This window comes from Nocardia sp. NPDC050712 (assembly GCF_040654295.1).
Lineage (GTDB): Bacteria > Actinomycetota > Actinomycetes > Mycobacteriales > Mycobacteriaceae > Nocardia.
In genome coordinates, this window is sequence record NZ_JBFAHT010000006.1 from 26017 (window position 1) to 45980 (window position 19964).

Sequence of the window (19964 nt, forward strand, 5' to 3'; positions counted from 1 at the left end):
GGGGTTCGCGAGTGCGCGCACGCAGCTCGATAGGTGGACGTTCACATCCGCTCCGGTGCGCTCACACCGAGCAGGGCGAGGCCGTTGGCCAGCACCTGCCGGGTCGCCTTGACCAGTTCCAGCCGGGCCGCGTGCCGCGGGGTGACGGGTTCGTCGCCCTTGGGCAGCACGCGCATGTCGTCGTCGGACTGGAACGGGTGGTAGGCACCGGCCAGTTCTTCCAGGTAGCGCACGACGCGATGCGGTTCCCGCATCTCGGCGGCGGCGGTCAGCACCCGCGGGAACTCGCCCAGGACGCCGATCAGCTTGGTCTCGCGCTCGGCGGTCAGCAGGCCCAGATCCACCGGCACCGCGGCGAATTCGAATTCCGCGGAGTTCCGGGTGATGCTGCAGGTGCGGGCGTGCGCGTATTGCACGTAGTAGACCGGGTTGACGCTCTCCTGCTTGGTCCACAGGTCCAGGTCGATGTCGATGCTCGAGTTCACCGAGGAGCGGACCAGCGAGTAGCGGGAAGCGTCGACGCCGATGGCCTCCACCAGATCGTCCAGGGTGATCACCGTGCCCGCGCGCTTGCTCATCTTCACCGCGGCACCGTCGCGCACCAGATTCACCATCTGGCCGATCAGCACCTCGACGGTGTCCGGGTTGTCGCCGAACGCGGCGGCGGCGGCCTTCAACCGGCCGATGTAGCCGTGGTGATCCGCGCCGAGCATGTAGATGCACAGGTCGAAGCCGCGCGCCCGCTTGTTCTGGAAGTAGGCGATGTCACCGGCGATGTAGGCGGAGGTGCCGTCGCTCTTGAGGACGACGCGGTCCTTGTCGTCGCCGTATTCGGTGCTGGCGATCCACCAGGCGCCGTCCTTCTCGTACAGATTGCCCGAGGCCTTCAGGTCGGCGACGGCCTTGTCGACCGCGCCGGAGGCGAACAGCGAGCTCTCGTTGAAGTAGACGTCGAAGTCGCAGCCGAAATCGTGCAGCGTCCGCTTGATGTGGGCGAACATCATCTGGACGCCTTCGCCCCGGAACAGTTCGTGCCGTTCCCGCTCGGGCAGGCTCGCAGCGTCCGGGTGCTGCGCCACGATCGCGTCCGCGATCTCGGTGATGTAGGCGCCCGCGTACCCGTCCTGCGGCGTCGGTGCGCCGGTCGCGGCCGCGACCAGGGAATTGGCGAACCGGTCGATCTGGGCGCCGGCGTCGTTGAAGTAGTACTCCCGGGTGACCGCGGCGCCCTGCGCGGACAGAACCCGGCCCAGCGCGTCACCGACGGCGGCCCAGCGGGTGCCGCCGAGGTGGATCGGGCCGGTCGGGTTCGCCGAGACGAATTCCAGGTTGATCTGGGTGCCGGTCAGCGACTCGGCGGTGCCGTAGGCGGCGCCCGCCTCCAGGATCTTCGCCACGATCGCGCCCTGCGCGGCGGCGGCCAGCCGGATGTTCAGGAAGCCCGGACCGGCGACGTCCGCGGCGTCCACGCCGTCGGCTTCGGCAAGGGCACTGGCAACCCAGGTCGCGAGCTCACGCGGGTTGGTTCCCACTTTCTTGGCAACCTGCATCGCCAAATTCGTGGCATAGTCACCGTGTTCCGGATTACGGGGGCGCTCCACACTGACCTCGTCGGGCAGGACCGCAGGGTCCAGTCCACGTTCGGCAAGCACCTTCGCGGCGGTTGCGCGGAGGAGAGATGCAAGGTCAGCTGGAGTCACGAGTAACTATCCTATGGTCTGGGCAGGTGAACACCTTCGGGCGGGCACCGCGCAGGACAGCGGAATCATCACGTCGAGAGAGCACAACGAGCGATGCCGAGTAGTAACAGCGCCTCGAAATCGGCCAAGGCCGTCCGAGCCGCCGGGAAGGCCTCACCTTCCCTCCGCAAGGGGGGCGGCAAAGGCCAACTTCGACAGAAGCGCCAAATTCCATGGCTGTCCATCGGTGCCGCCGCGGTAATCATCGCATTGGTCGGTGTCCTGGCCTACAGCCTGGTCCCGAAGTACCGCGAGCAGGCCGAGCTCGAGAAATACACCCCGAGCGCCGAGAAGAAGGACCCGTCCGACCAGATCCCGGGCGTCGTCAAGAAGGACTACGCGCAGGGCGCGGGCAAGCACATCCAGCCCAACCAGCGCGTCGCCTACGACACCAGCCCGGCCTACGGCGGACCGCACGACTCGTCCTGGGCCGCCTGCACCGGCGTGGTCTACAGCAAGCCGATCCGGACCGAGAACGCGGTGCACTCGCTCGAGCACGGGGCGGTGTGGATCACCTACAACCCCGACAAGGTCGACGCGAGCGGGCTCGATGCGCTCGCGCGCAAGGTCGAGGGCAAGCAGTACACGATGATGTCGCCGTACCCGGGCCTGGATTCGGCGGTTTCGCTGCAATCCTGGGGTCATCAGCTGAAGCTGGACGATCCGAACGACAAGCGGGTCGGGCAGTTCATCACCGCGCTGCGTCAGAACGCCTACGGCGTCTACCCCGAGATCGGCGCGGACTGCTCCAACCCGTACTTCGACCGCGACAACCCCGCGCCGTTCGACCCGGCTCCCCCGGGTCCCGACGCGGTGCCCGTCGACGGCGCCGGGATCCAGTCCGACCAGAGTGAGCTCGGCGGCGCCGGACAGCCCGCCATCCCCGGTGTGCCGAACATCCCCGGCCTGCCCGGGGTGCCCACGGTTCCGGCCGTGCCCACCGCGCCCGCCGTGCCGCCGGTCGAGCCCGTGACCCCGCCGGCGACGCAGTAGATGAGCACCGACAGCGAAACCGAGCCCGGATTCCGGAGCCAGGTGCGTGGTCAGCGGACCGCGCTGCTGGTCCTGGGCGTCCTCGGGGCGATCCTGCTCGGTTTCGCCGTCGGCACGCTGGCGCGTATCCCCCTCGACGGCGCGTCCGAACCCGATCCGGGCGCGGTGGACATCGGCTTCACCCAGGACATGTCCGCACACCACGCGCAGGCGGTGGAAATGGCGGGCGTGGCCTTGCTGCGCTCCACCGACACCGACGTGCGCCGCCTCGCCTACGACATCATGACCACCCAGCAGGCCCAGGTCGGCCGCATGCAGGGCTGGTTGCAGCTGTGGGGCAAACCCGCGCAGAGCGTCGACGGCTTCATGGCCTGGATGACCGAACCGTCCGCCGGGCACCACGGCGGCGCGAACACCGCCGCCCAGCACACCGGACCGTCCGCGACCATGCCCGGCATGGCCACTGCCGCGGAATTGGCGGCCCTGCGGCAGGTCCCCGGGCCTGAACTGGACACCATGTTCCTGCGCCTGATGCTGCGGCACCACCAGGGCGGGCTGTCGATGATCGAGTACGCCGCCCAGCACGCGGAAACCACCGCCGTGCGCACCCTGGCCGAAACCATGAGCGGCACGCAGCAGAACGAAGCCCAGCTCATCACCCGCATGCTCAGCACGCGCGGCAGCACACCCCTGCCCCTCAACTGATCGCGAACTCCCCGGCCCACCCTGCTTTTTGGCGGTGGGCCAGGGATGCGATACGCTTTCCCCGCCCGATCGGACCGCCCCGCGGCCCGGTCGAGAACTATCCCGCCCTCGTAGCTCAGGGGATAGAGCGTCTGCCTCCGGAGCAGAAGGCCGCAGGTTCGATTCCTGCCGAGGGCACTTCAACTCGTAGGTGGCTCATGCTCATGGAGAGCATGAGCCGTTCTCGTTTTCGTCGAATTTGTGGGGGCCGAGCCCCCACGCCCCGGCCCGAGGGCTTCGCCCCCGGACCCCCTCCCGCGATCGGCTGTGGTGGGTCAGTGCTGGGCGAACATTGTTGCTCTGTGTCCGATCGCTCTGAGATCTGGTGGCTATTTCGACCAGTCGATTTCGCCGGCCATGGCCAGGAGTTTGGTGCGGCGGGTCGGGCTGGTTTCGCCGATCCAGGAGATCAGGCCGTAGACGTGGGCGCGGAAGTCGGTGTGGTCGTCGTGGTTCTGGGCGGCGGGGCCGGTGCGCAGGCAGTTGTGCAGCAGGGCGCGCAGGGTGTCGTAGCGGTCGCGGGGGACGGCGGGGTGGTGGTTGACGACCAGGCCGGCCAGCACTTGGCGCTGGTGCGGGCGGCGGATGCGGGTTTTGGCGGGGCGGATCGCGAAGCCCTCGGATTTCGCGATCGTCGTTGCCATCCAGATCATTTGGGCAGTGTCCAGATCGGATTTTCCGGAGATCGCGAGATCGTCGGCGTAGCGGGTGTATTCGAGACCGTGCTTGCCCGCGTAGCCGGCCAGGCGACGGTCCAGGCCGTGGGCGATGAGGTTGGCCAGGCGGGGCGAGGTCGGGGCGCCCTGCGGTAAGTGCCGGGTGCGCAGCAGGTTTCGCTGATCGAAGTCGAGGGCGCGCAGTTCGGTGGGCGGGGTGGCGGTGGTGCACAGGTCGGCCAGGACCTGGGCTACGGCCGGGGTGTACCCGCACGCGGCGAAGACGGCGCGCACTCGTTCGACGCCGACGCTGGTGAAGAAGTCGCGCAGGTCCAGCCGCACGACCACCTCCGCACCGGCGTGCGGTGCGGCGAATGTGGTTGCGCTGCGGCCCTTCTCGAATCCGTGACAGGCGTCGTGCGCCGGGATGCCGTCGAGCACGCGATGCAGGATGCGGCGCTGGATTTCGCGCAGGCGAACCTTCGGCGCTTCGACCAGGCGGACACCGTGCGCCTTCGGCAGCAGGCGGTAGCGGTAGTGGGTCAGCGGCTGGGTGGCGCGGCGCAGCCAGCACCCGTGATCGGCGAACCACTCGAGTTCGGCGGGGGTGACATTGAGCAGCAAGGCGAGCGCAGCCAGATCGGGAATCTCGACCGCACCGAAACGCAGTGGCGTGGATGGCTTTTCAGGGACCTCGAAGTCGAACGGCACGACGATCGTCGCCAATTTCGGCAACTCGCCGAGCAGGCGGCGCAGCGTTCCGATCGGATCGAGCGGTTCGGTCGGCATCAGCTCGGTCACCCGGCGGGCCAGTTCCTCCGCCCGCTCCGGCTCGACGATCTCGGCGAACGCTTCGGCCAGCGCCGACCGGCTCCATTCGGCGTCGAGGAATTCGAAGCAGCCGGCCAGTTCCCGGGCCAGCCCGGGTGGGACCGCTGCGCTCATGAAGCAGGGAATGCGACGGCGGCGAGGCGACCAGAACCCTTCGTCCTCCGGACCACCCTGCACGCGGAGCGTGCCGACTGGTTTCGGACGCTGTGCCCAACCGATTTGCTCAACCCAGGGGTTACCCCTGAGACGGGTCGTGTCGACCCACTCTCCCCTCGCCGCTGTCGCACCGGATTACCCTGGCACATCATTCCCGGCGAGTCATCCTGGAGCGCCGGTACTCTTTCCCGCATGACCTGCTGCGGTCCCTCGCGCCGGACCTTCCTGGGCGCCCTCGGGCTGGCCGCGCTGCTCTCGGCCACCGGGCCGATGGCCGCGAGTCCGGCACGGGCGCAATGGAATCCGATGGTGGCGACGGACCTCGAGGTGGTCACGGTCACCGATACCTCGGTGGTACTGACCTGGACGACGGGCACAACCGACGCGATCGGCCTGTTCCCCGTCGACGCCGGCGGCGAGGTCCGGATCGGGCCCGCGGATTCGCCGCGCGCGCCGGTGCAGGTGCATGCCGAGCCCGGGCGAACGCCGTTCCACTACGCGGAGATTCACGGCCTCGAGCCCGGGCGCACCTACCGCTTCGAGGCGTGGTCGGACGGTGTGCGCGCCATACCCGGTCTGAACCCGGCCACGATCACACCCGGAACCCCCGAGGCCATCGGCGAATTCACTACGCTGGTGCCGCCGCCCGGCCGCCTGGTGCGCACGGTGGCGCTGGCCAACGATGTGCACTACGGCGAATCGGTGAGCGGGCTGATCGTCGGGCAGTTTCCGCCCGGCTTCCGGCAGGCGCCGGATCTGCCGCCGTATCCGGAGGTGATGCTGGGCGCGCTGCTGGAGGATCTGCGCAAGCCCGATCGCAATGCCGAGCGGTTGCTGCTCGCCGGCGATCTGACCGCGGAGGCGACCGCGGCGGAGGTGACCGGAGTCCGCCGCCTGCTCGACCGGTGGGGCGCGCACGGCCGCGACTATCTGGCGGTGCGCGGTAATCACGACCGGCCGCATATCGGCGACGATCATCGCTCCTGCGCGCCACTGGGCGACCATTTCGATTGCTGGGGCCCGGAATTCACCGCGCGCCAGCACCTGCTCGAGCACGACCTCGGCGGCCTGCGCCTGATCGGATTGGACACCAGCGATCTCGACGCGGCGGGCGGGCGAATAGAGCGCCCGCAATTCGAGCGGCTCACCGAAATTCTGCGCGCCGATCCGGATCGGCCGACAGTGCTGTTCGGCCACCATCCGGTGACCTCGGAATCCGGATTCAGCAATATCGCGGGCCCCGGTTTCATCCTGAACCAACCCGACAGCGCCGAGTTGCAGGCGCTCTACGCGCGGACGCCGGGGGTTTTCCTGCACCACAGCGGCCACACGCACCGCAATCGCCGGACCCGGCCGGATACCGAGTGCGCCGTGGAGTTCCTGGAGGTGGCCGCGGTGAAGGAATACCCGGGCGGCTACAGCCTGCTGCGGGTCTACGAGGGCGGGTACATGGTCAATTTCTACAAGACCCGCACCGCGGGCGCCCGCCGCTGGAGCGGAATCACCCGCGGTGAGTTCTTCGGCTTGCAGCCGTTCTACACCCTCGGCTCGTGCGCCGACCGCAATCATGTTGTGCTGCGGGATTTCTCCGGTTTGCGGAAATCCCTCTAGAGCGAGCGGCGGGAATCGAACCCACGTAAACGGCTTTGCAGACCGCTGCCTAAACCTCTCAGCCACGCCCGCCTCGTCTATAACCATGCCGTTCCGGGCCGCCGCGGCCCACCGTTGCGCTCACCCTGATTCGAATCTCACGACGACATGGAATGATCGAGACCATGTCCCGGCCACGCCCGCTTCCGCTCGATCCGATCGAGGAGGCCCACCGTCAGTGGGTCGGCCACGGCTGGGGCGCGGTGGCCGACGGCATGGCCGCGGTGACCTCGCTGGTGCGCGCGCAGCAGATCGTGATGGCCCGGGTCGACGAAGCGTTGAAACCAACCGGTCTGACGTTCTCGCGCTACGAGCTGCTCGCCCTGCTGAGCTTCAGCAAAACCGGCGCGCTGCCGATGGCCAAGGCCAGCGCGCGGCTACAGGTGCACCCCACCAGCGTCACCAATACCGTCGATCGCCTGGAAGCGGCCCGGTTGGTGCAACGCGTTCCACACCCCAGCGACCGCCGCGCCACCCTGATCGAAATCACCGAGGCGGGCCGCGAACTCGTCGCCGAGGCGACCGAGCAACTCAACGCGAAGGTGTTCGCGCAACCCGGCCTGCCGCCGGATCGCCTGCATACGCTGCTGCAACTGCTGGCCGAGTTCCGCCACGCCGCCGGTGATTTCGACACCGGGGACGAACAGGCGCGCTGGACCGCCCAGGATCGTTGACCGGCAACCGGACTGGACAGTCCCCTACGCGGCCGTATCGGCGTGTCCGTAACGTTCCGGCATCCGACTAGCGAATTCACCCGCTCCCACCTTGGCAGCGGCCCGGAAAAGGTCCACCATGGAGCATATGGTGCTGGTCTTGGGGGTATCGGCAGGCGCTGGTGGCGCCCGCGCGGTACTGACACATTCCGATCAGCCGCATCTCCCGCCGATCGACCGCTGCCGGGTGCCTCGCCGGGCCGGTGGCGGCGTGGAAGAGGCCGTCTTCGAGGCGATCCGGCAGATGCGCCGATCCGCCGACCGGCGCGACGAGTTGATCACCGGCACGGCGGTCACCTGCCGGTGTCCGCTGCACGCCGACGCCATCCGGGCCGCCGCGGGCTATCTTCCGGTCACCGTCGTCTCCGAAACGCTTGCCCAGCTGCGGTATCTGCGCTTCACCGGCCGCCTGCCCGAGGACGGCACGGTACTGCTCTACGACCTCGGCAGTTCGGGGCTGACCATCACACACGTGGATTGCCGGACCGATTCGGTGCTGTCCAGCAGACGCAGCACCGTGCTCGGCGGCGACGGTTTCGACGCGCTGCTGCGCTGGCAGCTGGCCCGCGACGGCGTCCTGACCGACAAGCTCAGCTGCCGCCGGCACCGCGAGGCGCTGAGCACCGACCGCGTGGTCACCGCGATGGACGCCACCTCCGGCGGGCGGGCCGTGCTCACCCGCAGCGACATCACCGAATTGTGCGCGGCGGGCATCCATCACTCGGTGTCGTTCGTGCACCAGACGATCGAGTCGACCGAGGCCCCGCCCGCGGCCGTGGTGCTGCTGGGCGGTTGCACACGCAGCCCGAGCGTGCAGGACATGCTCGCGGCGGCGATCGACCTGCCGTTGATCTACGACCCGGAGCCCGAGTCGGTGTCCGCGCGGGGCGCGGTGCTGCTGGCCACCGGGCGCCCCGCCGCGGAATTGCGCACCACCCGCGCCCGCCTCGGCCACCTCACCACGGCCACCGTCGATCGCCGCAAACTCATTGCCGCCCTGGCGGTTACGGCCACCCTGGGCGCCACCATCGCCGGCGTGCTGGTGATGGACCGTGACACGTCCTCCAGCCAGGACGGCACCTCCCCCACCCCCGCGGAGATGGTGGGCACCCCGCCCGCGAGTTCCTTCCGCTAGCGGTGGTCGAAGTCGGCCGGCCGCTTCTCGACGAAGGCGTTCATGCCTTCCTTCTGATCCTCGGTCGCGAACAGCGAGTGGAAGACCCGGCGTTCGAAGCGCAGGCCCTCGGTGAGGGTGGTCTCGAAGGAGCGGTCGACGGCCTCCTTGGCGATCATGACCGACGGCAGCGACATCGAGGCGATCGTCTCGGCCACCTCCAGCGCGGTGCTGACGAGCTCGGCGGCCGGGACGATGCGCGAGACCAGGCCCGCGCGCTCGGCTTCCTCGGCGTCCATGTTGCGGCCGGTCAGGATCAGGTCCATGGCCTTGGCCTTGCCGACGGCGCGGGTCAGGCGCTGGGAGCCGCCCATGCCGGGGATGACGCCGAGCTTGATCTCGGGCTGGCCGAACTTGGCCGTGTCGGCCGCGATCAGCAGGTCACACATCATGGCCAGTTCGCAGCCGCCGCCCAGGGCGTAGCCGGCGACCGCCGCGATGATGGGCTTGCGGAAGGCGACCAGCCGGTCCCAGCCGGCGAAGTGATCGGCCAGGAACATGTCCATGTAGGACTTGGTCTGCATCTCCTTGATGTCGGCGCCCGCCGCGAAGGCCCGGTCGGAGCCGGTGAGCACGACCGCGCCGATTCCGCTGTCCTGCTCGAGCTCGTCCAGCGCCTGCGAGATATCGGCGAGGACCTGCGAGTTCAGCGCATTGAGGGCCTTCGGCCGGTTGAGCGTGAGCAGGGCGACGCGGCCCTTGCGCTCCAGCAGAATGGTCTCGAAGTCGGTCACGCCTGTTCTCCTCCGGATCGCTTGCGAATGTCCGTCACGATAGCCGAGAAGTCCTTGCCCGATTGTTCCTGGTTGAACCGGTTGTAGATCTCGGCGGCGAGCTGACCGATCTGCCCGTCGACGCCGTTGGCCGCCAGCGCGTTCGCGGCCAGGCCCAGGTCCTTGGTCATCAGCGCGGTGGCGAAACCCGGCTGGTAGTCGTTGTTGGCGGGGCTGGCCGGGACCGGGCCGGGCACCGGGCAGTAGCTGGTCAGCGACCAGGACTGGCCCGAGGCCGTGGAGACCACGTCGAAGAACTTCTCGTGGGTCAGCCCCAGCTTCTCGCCGAGCACGAGGGCTTCGGAGAGCGCGACCATGGAGATGCCGAGCAGCATGTTGTTGCAGATCTTCGCGGCCTGCCCGACGCCGGAGGAGCCGCAGTGCACGACCTTGCCACCCATGATCTCCAGCACGCCCAGGCCGGCGTCGAACGCGTCGGCCGTGCCGCCGACCATGAAGGTCAGCGTGCCCGCGACCGCACCGCCGACGCCACCGGAGACCGGAGCGTCCAGCGCCCGATGCCCGGCTGCCACCGCACGCTCGGCCGCCGCCGCGGCATCGGCGACATCGATGGTGGAACAGTCGATGAACAGCGTGCCGGGGGCCGCGACCGGCAGCGTCTCGGCGTAGACGTCGAGCACCAGCTTGCCGTTGGGCAGCATGGTGATGACGATGTCGCGCTCGGCGACGGCGGCGACGGCCGAATCCACCACGGTGGCACCGTCTTCGCGCGCCTGCGCCTGCGCGGCGGGCACCGGGTCGAAGGCGAGCACGTCATAGCCCGCCCGCACCAGGTTGGCCGCCATCGGGCCGCCCATGTGGCCCAGACCCAGGAAACCGATCTTCTTGCTCATGCGTTCAACCCCAGTTCCTCGGAACCCAATTCGGCGAAGTAGGCGTCGACCTGCGCATCGGTCACCTCGGCCAGGGTGGCGGGCGACCACTGCGGGTTGCGGTCCTTGTCGATGACCTGGGCGCGGATGCCCTCGACCAGATCATGCGAGGACAGCGCGGCGATGGAGACGCGGTACTCCTCGTTCAGCACCGCCGCCAGGCTCGCCAGTTCGCGCGCCCGGCGCAGCGAACGCAACGTGACCTTCAAGGCCACCGGCGATTTCGCGAGGATATCGGCCGCGGCCTGCTCGGCCTCGGGCACCGGGCTCGCCTGCAAGCGCGCCACGATCTCCTCGACCGTGCCGGCGCTGTAGCAGGCGTCGATCCACTCCTGCTGCGCCACCAGCCCGGATTCCGGTGCGGCCGTGGCGAACTTGGCGATCGCGATCTCCGCGGTCTCGGTGCGCAGCGTATCCAGCAGGGCCGGCAGGTTTTCCGAGGCCACGAAGTAGTCCGCGAAACCCGCGGCGATGGCGTCGCCGGCGGTCATCCGCGCGGTGGTCAGCGCGACGTGCGTGCCGAGCTCACCCGGGGTGCGCGCAAGCAGGTAGGTGCCACCGACATCGGGGATGAAGCCGATGCCGACCTCCGGCATGCCGATCTTGGAGCGCTCGGTGACGATCCGGTGGCTGCCGTGCCCGGACAGGCCGACACCGCCGCCCATCACGATGCCGTCCATGACGACCAGGTACGGCTTCGGGTAGCTCCCGATCAGCGCGTTGAGGATGTACTCGTCGCGCCAGAAGACCCCGGTCGGCGAATCCGCCCCGGCCGCACCGGACTTGGCGTCGGAGTGAATGGCGACGATATCGCCGCCCGCGCACAATCCGCGCTCCCCCGCGCCGGTCACCACGACGGTGCGTACCTCGTCGTCGGTCGACCAGGCCCGCAGTGCGGCCAGAATCTCCAGCGCCATCGGATGATTCAGCGCGTTGATGGCCTTGGGCCGATTCAGCGTGATCAGGCCCAGCCCGTCGCGCTTTTCGATGAGTACCTCGGTCATGCCGCTCCTACTACCGCGCGGGCGACAACCACCCGCATGATCTCGTTGGTTCCTTCGAGGATCTGGTGCACGCGCAGATCCCGGACGATCTTCTCCAGGCCGTATTCGGCCAGGTAACCGTAGCCACCGTGCAGTTGCAGGGCCTTGTTGGCGACCTCGAAACCGGCGTCGGTGGCGAAACGCTTGGCCATCGCGCACAACTCGACCTTGTCGGGCGCGTCGGCGTCGAGTGCGCCCGCCGCGCGCCAGAGCAGGGTGCGGGCCGCCTCCAACTCGGTGCGCATATCGGCGAGCTGGAACTGCAACGCCGGATTCTTCAGCAGCGCCTGCCCGAAGGCGTTGCGCTGGGCCAGGTACGGCACGGTCTTGTCCAGCGCCGCCTGCGCGCCGCCGACCGAGCAGGCCGCGATATTGAGCCGGCCGCCGTTGAGCCCGTTCATGGCGATCCGGAAGCCGTCACCCTCGGCGCCGAGCCGGTTCGCGGCGGGCACCCGGGCGTCCTCGAGGATCACCTGGCGGGTGGGCTGTGCGTTCCAGCCCATCTTGCGCTCGTTCGGCCCGACCGAGAGGCCGGGCGTATCGGCGGGCACGATGAAGGCCGAGATGCCGCGCGCCCCTTGCTCGCCCGTGCGCACCATGAGCACGTAGACGTCGTTGGCCCCGGCGCCGGAGATGAATTGCTTGACGCCGTTGAGGATGTAGTCCTCGCCGTCGCGTACCGCCTTGGTGCTCAACGCCGCCGCGTCCGAGCCGACGCCCGGTTCGGTCAGCGCGTAGCTGGCCAGCAGATCCATCGACGTCAACCGCGGCAGCCACTGATTGCGCTGCTCGGCGTTGCCGTAGCTGTCGATCATCCAGGTCGCCATGTTGTGGATGGAGATGTAGGCGGCGATGGCCGGGCAGCCGGTGGCCAGCTGCTCGAAGATGCGCACGGCGTCCAGCCGGCGCAGGCCCGAGCCGCCGACGTCCTCGCCGACGTAGATGCCGCCGAGCCCGAGCGGGCCCGCCTTGCGCAGCACGTCGACCGGAAAGTGCTTCTGCTCATCCCATTCCAGCGCGTTCGGCGCCAGGAACTCATCGGCGAAGCCGCGCGCGGTGTCGCGGATCGCCTTCTCGTCGTCGTCCAGTTCGAACATCGGTCAGTCCATCGTCGGGATGACGAACGCGTTGGACTCCTTCATGCCGGAAGGCCAGCGCTGGGTGACGGTCTTGGTCTTGGTGTAGAAGCGGATGGAATCCGGGCCGTGCTGGTTCAGATCGCCGAAACCGGACCGCTTCCAGCCGCCGAAGGTGTGGTAGGCGATCGGCACCGGAATCGGCACGTTGATGCCGACCATGCCGACCTGGACCCGCGCCGCGAAGTCGCGGGCGGCATCGCCGTCCCGGGTGAAGATGGCGACGCCGTTGCCGTATTCGTGCTCGTTGGCCAGGCGCAGGCCCTCTTCGTAGTCCTTGGCCCGCACGATCGCGAGCACCGGTCCGAAGATCTCCTCCTTGTAAATCCGCATCTCCGGGGTGACGTTGTCGAACAGCGTCGCGCCGGCGAAGTAGCCGTCCTCGCCGCCCTCGACCGTCAGGCCGCGCCCGTCGATGACCAGTTCGGCCCCTTCGTCGACACCGATCTGGACATAGGAGTTGACGCGGTCCACGCCGTCCCGCCCGACCAGCGGGCCGAAATCCGCGCCCGGATCGTCGGAGCGGCCGACATTGAGCTTGCTCACCCGCTCGATCAGCTTCTCGCGCAGGCGATCCGCGGTCTCCTGGCCCACCGGCACCGCCACCGAGATGGCCATGCAGCGCTCGCCCGCCGAGCCGTAGCCCGCGCCGATCAGCTGATCGGCGACGTCGTCGAGGTCGGCGTCGGGCAGCACGATGGCGTGGTTCTTGGCGCCGCCGAAGCACTGCGCGCGCTTGCCGTTGGCGGAGGCGGTCTCGTAGATGTACTGCGCGATCGGGGTGGAGCCGACGAACCCGACGGCCTTGATGCGCGGGTCGTGCAGCAGCGTGTCGACGGCTTCCTTGTCACCGTTGACCACGTTGAACACGCCGGGGGGCAACCCGGCCTCGAGGAACAGCTCGGCCAGGCGCAGCGGCACCGAGGGATCACGCTCGGACGGCTTGAGGATGAACGCGTTGCCGGTGGCCAGCGCCGGGCCGGCCTTCCACAGCGGGATCATGGCCGGGAAGTTGAACGGGGTGATGCCCGCGACGACGCCCAGCGGCTGCCGCATGGAGTACACATCGATGCCGGTGCCGGCCGATTCGGTGTACTCGCCCTTGAGCAGATGCGGTATGCCGCAGGCGAATTCGATCACCTCGAGGCCGCGCTGGATGTCACCCTTGGCGTCGGGGATGGTCTTGCCGTGCTCCGAGGAGAGCAGCGCGGCCAGCGAATCCATCTCGTCCTGCACCAGGGTCAGGAACTTCATCAGCACGCGCGCCCGCTTCTGCGGATTGTAGGCGGCCCAGACCCGCTGCGCCGCTTCGGCATTCGCGATGGCCGCCTCGACCTCGGCCTTACTCGCCAGCGGCACCCGGGCCTGCACCTGGCCGATGTTCGGATCGAACACGTCGCCGAAGTTGCCGGAGGTGCCGGGGACGTGCTGCCCACCGATGAAGTGCGTGAGTTCGCGAACCATGCCAGTCCTGTCTCGTTGACGACGCTGTTCAGCCGGGCGTGGCTGATATGCGGCCATCCTATAGTTGGACATCCAAGTAAATCGATCGTTGTGACCCACAGCACTCCGAAGTGATCTCCGCGCGCCGCTAGCGGAGTGACGTGCATCACCGTAGGCTTAGTTGGACGTCCTAGTATTGGACGCGCATCGCACTCTCGGAGGCAGCCGTGGCCGATCTGCACCAGCCCAAGCACCCCGTCCGCTTCGTGACCTCGGCCGCCCTGTTCGACGGGCACGACGCCGCGATCAACATCATGCGGCGGATCCTGCAGTCCCAGGGCGGCGAGGTGATCCATCTGGGCCACAACCGAGCGGTCAGCGAGGTGGTGGACGCGGTGCTCACCGAGGACGTGCAAGGCGTCGCGGTGAGCTCGTATCAGGGCGGGCACGTCGAGTACTTCGAATACCTGGCCGACGCCCTGCGCAAGGCGGGCGCCGGGCACGTCCGGATCTACGGCGGCGGTGGCGGGGTCATCGTCGCCGAGGAGATCGAGCGCCTGGCCGCCGCCGGAGTCACCATCTTCTCCCCCGAGGACGGGCAGCGACTCGGTCTGCCCGGCATGATCAATCAGCTGATCCGGGACTGTGATCACGACCTGGCCGAGCGGCCGCCCGACCTGGCCGCGGTGCTCACCGGGGAACGCGCCGCGCTGGCCCGGGCCATCACCTGCCTGCAACAGGACACCCTGCCCGCGCCGGATCGCCAGGCCCTGGACGAGGCCGCCGCCGCGCGAACGGTCCCCGTCCTGGGGATCACCGGCACCGGCGGCTCCGGAAAGTCCTCGCTCACCGACGAATTGGTGCGCCGGCTGCGGTCGGATCAGCAGGACAAGCTGCGGGTGGCGATCCTGGCCGTGGATCCGACCCGGCGGCGCGGCGGCGGCGCGCTGCTCGGCGACCGAATCCGGATGAACGCCCTGGACGGCGACCACATCTTCTTCCGCTCCCTGGCCACCCGCGGCGGGCGGGAACTGCCGGAGAACATCGGCGGGATCGTCAACGCCTGCAAGGCAGCGGGTTACGACCTGGTGATCCTGGAGACCCCGGGCATGGGGCAGGGCGACGCGGCGGTCACCGACCACGTCGACGTGTCGCTGTATGTGATGACTCCGGAGTTCGGCGCGGCCTCCCAGCTGGAGAAGATCGACATGCTGGACTTCGCGGATGCGGTGGCGATCAACAAGTTCGAACGCCGCGGGGCCGCGGACGCGCTGCGGGATGTCTCCCGACAGCTGGTGCGCAATCGCGAGGACTTCACCGCCATGCCCGAAGATATGCCGGTCTTCGGCACCAGCGCGGCGACTTTCAACGACGACGGTGTGACCGCGCTGTACCAGCACCTGAGCGAGTTGCTGAGCGCGAAGGGGCTGGTGCTGGAACCGGGGGTGCTCCCCCGCGTGCACACCCGCGCGTCCACGCGCTTCGCGCAGATCATTCCGCCGGCGCGGGTGCGCTACCTGGCCGAGATCGCGGAGACCGTGCGCGACTATCACGCGGAGACCGCGCGCCGAGTCGTTGCCGCACAGCGGGTTCAGCGGCTGGAGCTGGTGGCGGCGGAACTGACGGAGAACGCGGAGCTGACCGAACTGGTGGCGCGGGCCAGAGCGGATCTCGGCACCGCCGACGCCGAATTGCTCGCGGGATGGCCCGCGCTCGCCGAGTCCTACCGGGGCGCGGAACAGGTCAACCACGTGCGGGACAAGGAAATCCGCACCGCGCTGCGTCGTGAAACGCTGTCCGGCAACAGCATTCCGCGGGTCGCGCTGCCCCGGTTCACCGATCACGGTGAGCTGCTGCGCTTCCTGCGCGCGGAACATCTGCCGGGGCGATTCCCCTTCACCGCGGGCGTCTTCCCGTTCAAACGCGACGGTGAGGATCCGGCTCGCATGTTCGCCGGCGAGGGCGATCCGTTCCGCACCAACCGACGCTTCAAGGTGCTCAGCGAGCACGCCGCGGCGAAAAGGCTGTCCACCGCGTTCGATTCGGTGACGCTCTACGGCCACGATCCGGCCGAACGACCCGACATCTACGGCAAGGTCGGCACCTCGGGGGTGTCCATCGCCTCGCTCGAGGACATGGCGGCGCTCTACGACGGCTTCGACCTGACCGCGCCGGCCACCTCGGTGTCGATGACGATCAACGGTCCGGCGCCCACCATCCTGGCCTACTTCCTCAACACCGCGATAGATCGTGACCTGGAACGCTTTACGGCCACGGCGAGCCGGGAGCCGACGCCCGAGGAGGCCGCCGAGGTCCGCGCCCGCACCCTGGCGACGGTGCGCGGCACCGTGCAGGCCGACATCCTCAAGGAAGACCAGGGCCAGAACACCTGCATCTTCTCCACCGAGTTCAGCCTGCGGATGATGGCCGACATCCAGGAGTGGTTCGTGCGCAACAGCGTTCGCAACTTCTACTCGGTCTCCATCTCCGGCTATCACATCGCCGAGGCCGGGGCGAACCCGATCAGCCAGCTGGCCTTCACTCTGGCCAACGGATTCACCTACGTGGAGGCCTATCTCGCGCGCGGCATGCGCATCGACGACTTCGCGCCGAACCTGTCGTTCTTCTTCTCCAACGGCATGGACCCGGAGTACTCGGTGATCGGCCGGGTGGCACGGCGGATCTGGGCGATCGCCCTGCGCGATCGCTACGGCGCCGACGACCGTTCGCAGAAGCTGAAGTACCACATCCAGACCTCGGGCCGGTCGCTGCACGCGCAGGAGATGAACTTCAACGACATTCGCACCACCCTGCAGGCGCTCATCGCCCTCTACGACAACTGCAACAGCCTGCACACCAACGCCTATGACGAGGCGGTGACCACGCCCACCGAGGAATCGGTGCGCCGCGCGCTGGCGATCCAGCTGATCATCAACCGCGAGTGGGGCCTGGCGATGAACGAGAACCCGCTGCAGGGCAGCTTCCTGATCGAGGAGCTCACCGACCTGGTCGAGGAGGCGGTGCTGAGCGAATTCGAGCGGATCAACGAGCGCGGCGGCGTGCTCGGCGCGATGGAGACGGGCTACCAGCGCGGCAAGATCCAGGATGAATCCATGCGCTACGAGCAGCGCAAACACGATGGTTCGCTGCCGATCGTGGGCGTCAACACCTTCCGCAACCCGCACGGCGAACCACACCACGTGATCGAACTGGCCCGCGGCACCGAGGCGGAGAAGCAATCACAACTCGAACGGGTGCGCGACTTCCAGCACCGGCACCGGGATCAGGCGCACGCGGCGCTGGCCCGGCTGGAGGCCGTGGCGCGCACCGACGACAACATCTTCGAGGTGCTCATGGACGCCGCCCGCGTCTGCACCCTGCAGCAGATCACCGATACCTTCTTCCGCGTGGGCGGCCAATACCGCCGCAACGTCTGAGCGGGCGTGTGACAATCGCGAAGATCGGGCCATCGGTGGTAGGACGGCGGACATGGATCTAGCAGGCATTCGGATATTCGACGCGCACGTGCACCAGTGGGACCCGTTCAGCACGCCCCGGGATTTCGGCGGATTCGCGAAAATCTTCCGGTATCTGCCGATTTCGGTGGACACGGCGATGAAGCTCGCGCCGCGCCGGGACCGCGAGTTCTCCGGTGATCCCACGGCCTACCTGGACAAGTACCTGCCGCCGGACTATCAGGCCGATGTGGCCGAGGTGCCGATCGACGACTTCCTGCACATGGAGGTCGAGTGGTCCGGCAAGGGGCCGCTGGCCAAGGCCGACGAGACCCGCTGGGTCGCGAATCTGCCGACCGCGCAGGCGGTTCCGCTGCGCGCGATCATCGGCAACGCCGACCCCGCCGCACCGGGATTCGCCGAGCTGCTCGACGCGCACCAGGCCGCGTCGCCCCTGTTCCGGGGCATCCGCACCATGGTCGGTCACCATCCCGATCCGGGCGTCCGCTCCTTCTGCAAGACCGAGAGCGCCCTCGCCGCACCGGCTTTCCTGGACGGCTTCGCCCGGCTGGCCGAACGCGGGCTGTCCTTCGACGCCTGGGTGTACTCGCACGCGATCCCCGATGTCACGGCGCTGGCCAAGCGCTACCCCGAGGTGCCGATCGTCATCGACCACCTGGGCACGCCCGCCGGGATTTTCGGGCCGGTCGGCAAGCACACCGGCGCCAACCCGAGCCGGCGGCGCGAGCTGTTCCTGCGCTGGCGCGACGATTTCGCCGAACTGGCCGACCACGCCAATGTCGTGGCCAAGTGCAGCGGCGCGATGATGCCGATCCTGGGGCATCCGGTGCCGCCGCGCGGTACGTCCACCTCGGTCGCCGACCTGCTCGACCGGGTCGGGCCGCTGCTGGAGCACGCGCTCACCGTCTTCGGCGCCGAACGAATGCTGTGGGGCTCGAATTTCCCCGTGGACAAGCCGATCACCAGCATCGCCAACAGCGTGCAGACCATCGCCGAGGCGGTGACGGCGCACGGCGGCGGGCCCGCCGAGCTCGAGCAGGTCTTCCGCGGCACGGCGCAGCGGGTGTACCGCCTGGCGCTCTAGGCGACCAGCGAGGTCACCAGCAGCCACAGCACGCCGCTGATCAGCACCAGGTTCGACCAGAACACGGTGGCCAGGATGATCTCGGTGCGCAGGCGTTTGCGCGGGACTATCGCGGTGCCCCACACGGATTGGTTGTCCGCCAGCTCCACGACGCTGAAATAGACGCCCCACAGCAGGATTTGATGACCCGCGCAGAGCAGGGCGAGCAGGCGCGCGCCGATGCTGGGACCCGGCACCAGCAGGAAGGCGGCCAGCACCGCCAGGAACGTGCCGAACAGCAGGATCGCGAGCCAGGGCGCGGCGTACTCGAACACCCGGTGCCAGAGGGCGGCGAGACGTCCGGGACGGTGCCGGAACATGATTCCAGTGTGCGCGCGCCGCGGCGAGTGCGGGCCGGGATTGCAGGTCAGCGCACGTCGGCGGCGGCGAGTTGCGCGGTAAGTGTGGCGCGGGCCGTGGTCAGCGACGGTCCGTACCAGGTGAGGTCGCGGCCGGCGACCAAGGCGACCGGGATACCGGGAAAGGCGTCGGGACCGTCGGTTTCGGTGAAGACGTACGGCTCGTCGGGGAGCACCGCGAGATCGACGTCGCGAGTGAGTTCGCCGTCGGTGACGCGCGGATAGCGATCGGGGTGGCTCGCGTGCACCAGCTCGAGGCCGAGGCGACCGGCCAGATCCGCGGTGAAGGTGTCGCGGCCGACGACCATCCACGGGTTCCGCCAGATCGGGATGACGGCTTTCCGGGCGGGGCCGGTCGGCGGTGTGGCCCAGGTCTTTCCGGCCTCGGTGAGCCACCCGGGCACCGCGACACCGAGCGCTTCGGCGAACATCCGGGTGAGCGAGCCGACGGCCTCGTCGACGGTCTGGATCCTGGTGACCCACACCGGGATTCCCGCATCCCGCAATCGTTCGACATCGATCCGGCGGTTCTCCTCCTGATTGCACAGCACCACGTCGGGAGCGAGCTCGACGATGCGGCGCACATCGGGATTCTTGGTCCCGCGCACCCGCTCGACCCCGAGATCGGCCGGATGCGTGCACCATTCGGTGGCCCCCACCAGCAGCTCCGGGCAGGTGTGCGCCACCGACTCGGTGAGCGAGGGCACCAGGGAGACCACGCGCCGCACCGGCCGGGTCAGCGGCACCGGCGCGTCCAGATCATCCGGCGCCCAGCGCGCCTGGCGCGCACTCACGCCGGGATCCGCGCGCAGCGCGCCGGCCATGAGGACTTGCCCGCCATACTCTCCAATCTAGGACATCCCCGTGGTCCGGAGCGGCAGGCGTGCTCCGGAGTTGCTCGAACACCCAGTGGCCGTTCCGCCCGGACGGCTGCGCCGCGTCCGCGGGCGCCTACTGGATCGCGCGCCGATATTGCCCGAATTCGCCCCGCGCTACATCCGGGCTGGCCACGGGCTGTTTCGCGATCATTGTCAGCGCCGGGCCCGCGCGTAAGGACGGTGC

General features: G+C 68.7%; 16 protein-coding genes and 2 tRNA genes. 8 read left to right on the forward strand and 10 right to left on the reverse strand.

Going from position 1 to position 19964, the window contains the following annotated elements:
- Positions 1-41 precede the first annotated feature (41 nt).
- Entirely contained in the window at positions 42-1700 is a 1659-nt protein-coding gene (gene argS, locus AB0H76_RS35625; protein WP_357331528.1) for an arginine--tRNA ligase, read from the reverse strand.
- A 93-nt stretch (positions 1701-1793) separates the two neighbouring features.
- On the opposite strand from argS, the gene AB0H76_RS35630 reads away from it, so the two are divergent.
- From AB0H76_RS35630 to AB0H76_RS35640, 3 genes are all read left to right on the forward strand, one after another.
- Positions 1794-2732: a DUF3105 domain-containing protein gene (locus AB0H76_RS35630; protein ID WP_357331530.1), complete on the forward strand. Its 939-nt coding sequence runs from the start codon at positions 1794-1796 to the stop codon at positions 2730-2732.
- Complete coding sequence (locus AB0H76_RS35635) at positions 2733-3437, forward strand: DUF305 domain-containing protein (RefSeq protein WP_357331532.1); 705 nt, start codon at positions 2733-2735, stop codon at positions 3435-3437.
- A gap of 104 nt (positions 3438-3541) precedes the next feature.
- Positions 3542-3614: transfer RNA gene (locus AB0H76_RS35640), tRNA-Arg, on the forward strand.
- Positions 3615-3805: 191 nt separating this feature from the next.
- On the opposite strand, the gene AB0H76_RS35645 is transcribed toward AB0H76_RS35640, so the two are convergent.
- Positions 3806-5077: a reverse transcriptase family protein gene (locus tag AB0H76_RS35645; RefSeq protein WP_357331534.1), complete on the reverse strand. Its 1272-nt coding sequence runs from the start codon at positions 5075-5077 to the stop codon at positions 3806-3808.
- Positions 5078-5311: 234 nt separating this feature from the next.
- Here AB0H76_RS35645 and AB0H76_RS35650 point away from each other — a divergent pair, with 234 nt between their 5' ends.
- Entirely contained in the window at positions 5312-6730 is a 1419-nt protein-coding gene (locus AB0H76_RS35650) for a metallophosphoesterase (RefSeq protein ID WP_357331536.1), read from the forward strand.
- Here the strand turns inward: AB0H76_RS35650 and AB0H76_RS35655 are convergent.
- Positions 6731-6802: transfer RNA gene (locus AB0H76_RS35655), tRNA-Cys, on the reverse strand.
- Between the two features lie 92 nt (positions 6803-6894).
- Between AB0H76_RS35655 and AB0H76_RS35660 the strand changes: the two genes are divergently transcribed.
- A complete protein-coding gene (locus tag AB0H76_RS35660) occupies positions 6895-7443 on the forward strand; it encodes a MarR family transcriptional regulator (protein ID WP_357331538.1) in 549 nt (182 codons plus the stop codon).
- A 127-nt stretch (positions 7444-7570) separates the two neighbouring features.
- Positions 7571-8617 carry a hypothetical protein gene (locus tag AB0H76_RS35665; protein ID WP_357331540.1) on the forward strand — a complete coding sequence of 349 codons (1047 nt, stop codon included), beginning with the start codon at positions 7571-7573 and terminating at the stop codon, positions 8615-8617.
- Here the strand turns inward: AB0H76_RS35665 and AB0H76_RS35670 are convergent.
- Genes AB0H76_RS35670 through AB0H76_RS35690 form a run of 5 tightly spaced genes read right to left on the reverse strand, consistent with a single transcriptional unit; the run spans position 8614 to position 13965 of the window.
- Entirely contained in the window at positions 8614-9390 is a 777-nt protein-coding gene (locus AB0H76_RS35670; RefSeq protein WP_357331542.1) for an enoyl-CoA hydratase, read from the reverse strand. The genes AB0H76_RS35665 and AB0H76_RS35670 overlap by 4 nt on opposite strands.
- The gene (gene mmsB, locus AB0H76_RS35675) at positions 9387-10283 is read right to left on the reverse strand and encodes a 3-hydroxyisobutyrate dehydrogenase (protein WP_357331544.1); all 897 of its coding nucleotides are present in this window, start codon (positions 10281-10283) and stop codon (positions 9387-9389) included. Before mmsB ends, AB0H76_RS35670 begins: the two co-directional genes overlap by 4 nt.
- Positions 10280-11326 (reverse strand): enoyl-CoA hydratase/isomerase family protein, encoded by a 1047-nt coding sequence (locus AB0H76_RS35680; protein ID WP_357331546.1) that lies wholly within the window; start codon positions 11324-11326, stop codon positions 10280-10282. The genes mmsB and AB0H76_RS35680 overlap by 4 nt, the downstream gene beginning before the upstream one ends.
- Positions 11323-12462: an acyl-CoA dehydrogenase family protein gene (locus AB0H76_RS35685; RefSeq protein WP_357331548.1), complete on the reverse strand. Its 1140-nt coding sequence runs from the start codon at positions 12460-12462 to the stop codon at positions 11323-11325. The genes AB0H76_RS35680 and AB0H76_RS35685 overlap by 4 nt, the downstream gene beginning before the upstream one ends.
- A 3-nt stretch (positions 12463-12465) precedes the next feature.
- Positions 12466-13965, reverse strand: a complete 1500-nt coding sequence (locus AB0H76_RS35690; RefSeq protein WP_357331550.1) for a CoA-acylating methylmalonate-semialdehyde dehydrogenase — start codon at positions 13963-13965, stop codon at positions 12466-12468.
- Positions 13966-14171: 206 nt separating this feature from the next.
- Here AB0H76_RS35690 and icmF point away from each other — a divergent pair, with 206 nt between their 5' ends.
- Both icmF and AB0H76_RS35700 read left to right on the forward strand, forming a co-directional pair.
- Positions 14172-17381 (forward strand): fused isobutyryl-CoA mutase/GTPase IcmF, encoded by a 3210-nt coding sequence (gene icmF, locus AB0H76_RS35695; RefSeq protein ID WP_357331552.1) that lies wholly within the window; start codon positions 14172-14174, stop codon positions 17379-17381.
- 52 nt (positions 17382-17433) lie between these two features.
- Positions 17434-18504, forward strand: a complete 1071-nt coding sequence (locus AB0H76_RS35700; protein ID WP_357331554.1) for an amidohydrolase family protein — start codon at positions 17434-17436, stop codon at positions 18502-18504.
- Here AB0H76_RS35700 and AB0H76_RS35705 read toward each other — a convergent pair.
- Both AB0H76_RS35705 and AB0H76_RS35710 read right to left on the reverse strand, forming a co-directional pair.
- Positions 18501-18863, reverse strand: coding sequence for a hypothetical protein (locus AB0H76_RS35705; protein WP_357331556.1), 363 nt, complete (start codon positions 18861-18863; stop codon positions 18501-18503). The two genes, AB0H76_RS35700 and AB0H76_RS35705, sit on opposite strands and share 4 nt — an antisense overlap.
- 47 nt (positions 18864-18910) lie before the next feature.
- Positions 18911-19696: a helical backbone metal receptor gene (locus AB0H76_RS35710; protein ID WP_357331558.1), complete on the reverse strand. Its 786-nt coding sequence runs from the start codon at positions 19694-19696 to the stop codon at positions 18911-18913.
- Between the last annotated feature and the right edge of the window lie 268 nt (positions 19697-19964).

Bases quoted from the DNA above. Each gene is read 5' to 3' on its own strand.
- AB0H76_RS35680 (WP_357331546.1), bottom strand. From the start codon at position 11,326: ATGACCGAGGTACTCATCGAAAAGCGCGACGGGCTGGGCCTGATCACG.
- AB0H76_RS35690 (WP_357331550.1), bottom strand. From the start codon at position 13,965: ATGGTTCGCGAACTCACGCACTTCATCGGTGGGCAGCACGTCCCCGGC.
- AB0H76_RS35635 (WP_357331532.1), top strand. From the start codon at position 2,733: ATGAGCACCGACAGCGAAACCGAGCCCGGATTCCGGAGCCAGGTGCGT.
- AB0H76_RS35650 (WP_357331536.1), top strand. From the start codon at position 5,312: ATGACCTGCTGCGGTCCCTCGCGCCGGACCTTCCTGGGCGCCCTCGGG.
- AB0H76_RS35700 (WP_357331554.1), top strand. From the start codon at position 17,434: ATGGATCTAGCAGGCATTCGGATATTCGACGCGCACGTGCACCAGTGG.
- mmsB (WP_357331544.1), bottom strand. From the start codon at position 10,283: ATGAGCAAGAAGATCGGTTTCCTGGGTCTGGGCCACATGGGCGGCCCG.
- AB0H76_RS35630 (WP_357331530.1), top strand. From the start codon at position 1,794: ATGCCGAGTAGTAACAGCGCCTCGAAATCGGCCAAGGCCGTCCGAGCC.
- AB0H76_RS35705 (WP_357331556.1), bottom strand. From the start codon at position 18,863: ATGTTCCGGCACCGTCCCGGACGTCTCGCCGCCCTCTGGCACCGGGTG.
- AB0H76_RS35645 (WP_357331534.1), bottom strand. From the start codon at position 5,077: ATGAGCGCAGCGGTCCCACCCGGGCTGGCCCGGGAACTGGCCGGCTGC.
- AB0H76_RS35660 (WP_357331538.1), top strand. From the start codon at position 6,895: ATGTCCCGGCCACGCCCGCTTCCGCTCGATCCGATCGAGGAGGCCCAC.
- AB0H76_RS35665 (WP_357331540.1), top strand. From the start codon at position 7,571: ATGGTGCTGGTCTTGGGGGTATCGGCAGGCGCTGGTGGCGCCCGCGCG.
- AB0H76_RS35685 (WP_357331548.1), bottom strand. From the start codon at position 12,462: ATGTTCGAACTGGACGACGACGAGAAGGCGATCCGCGACACCGCGCGC.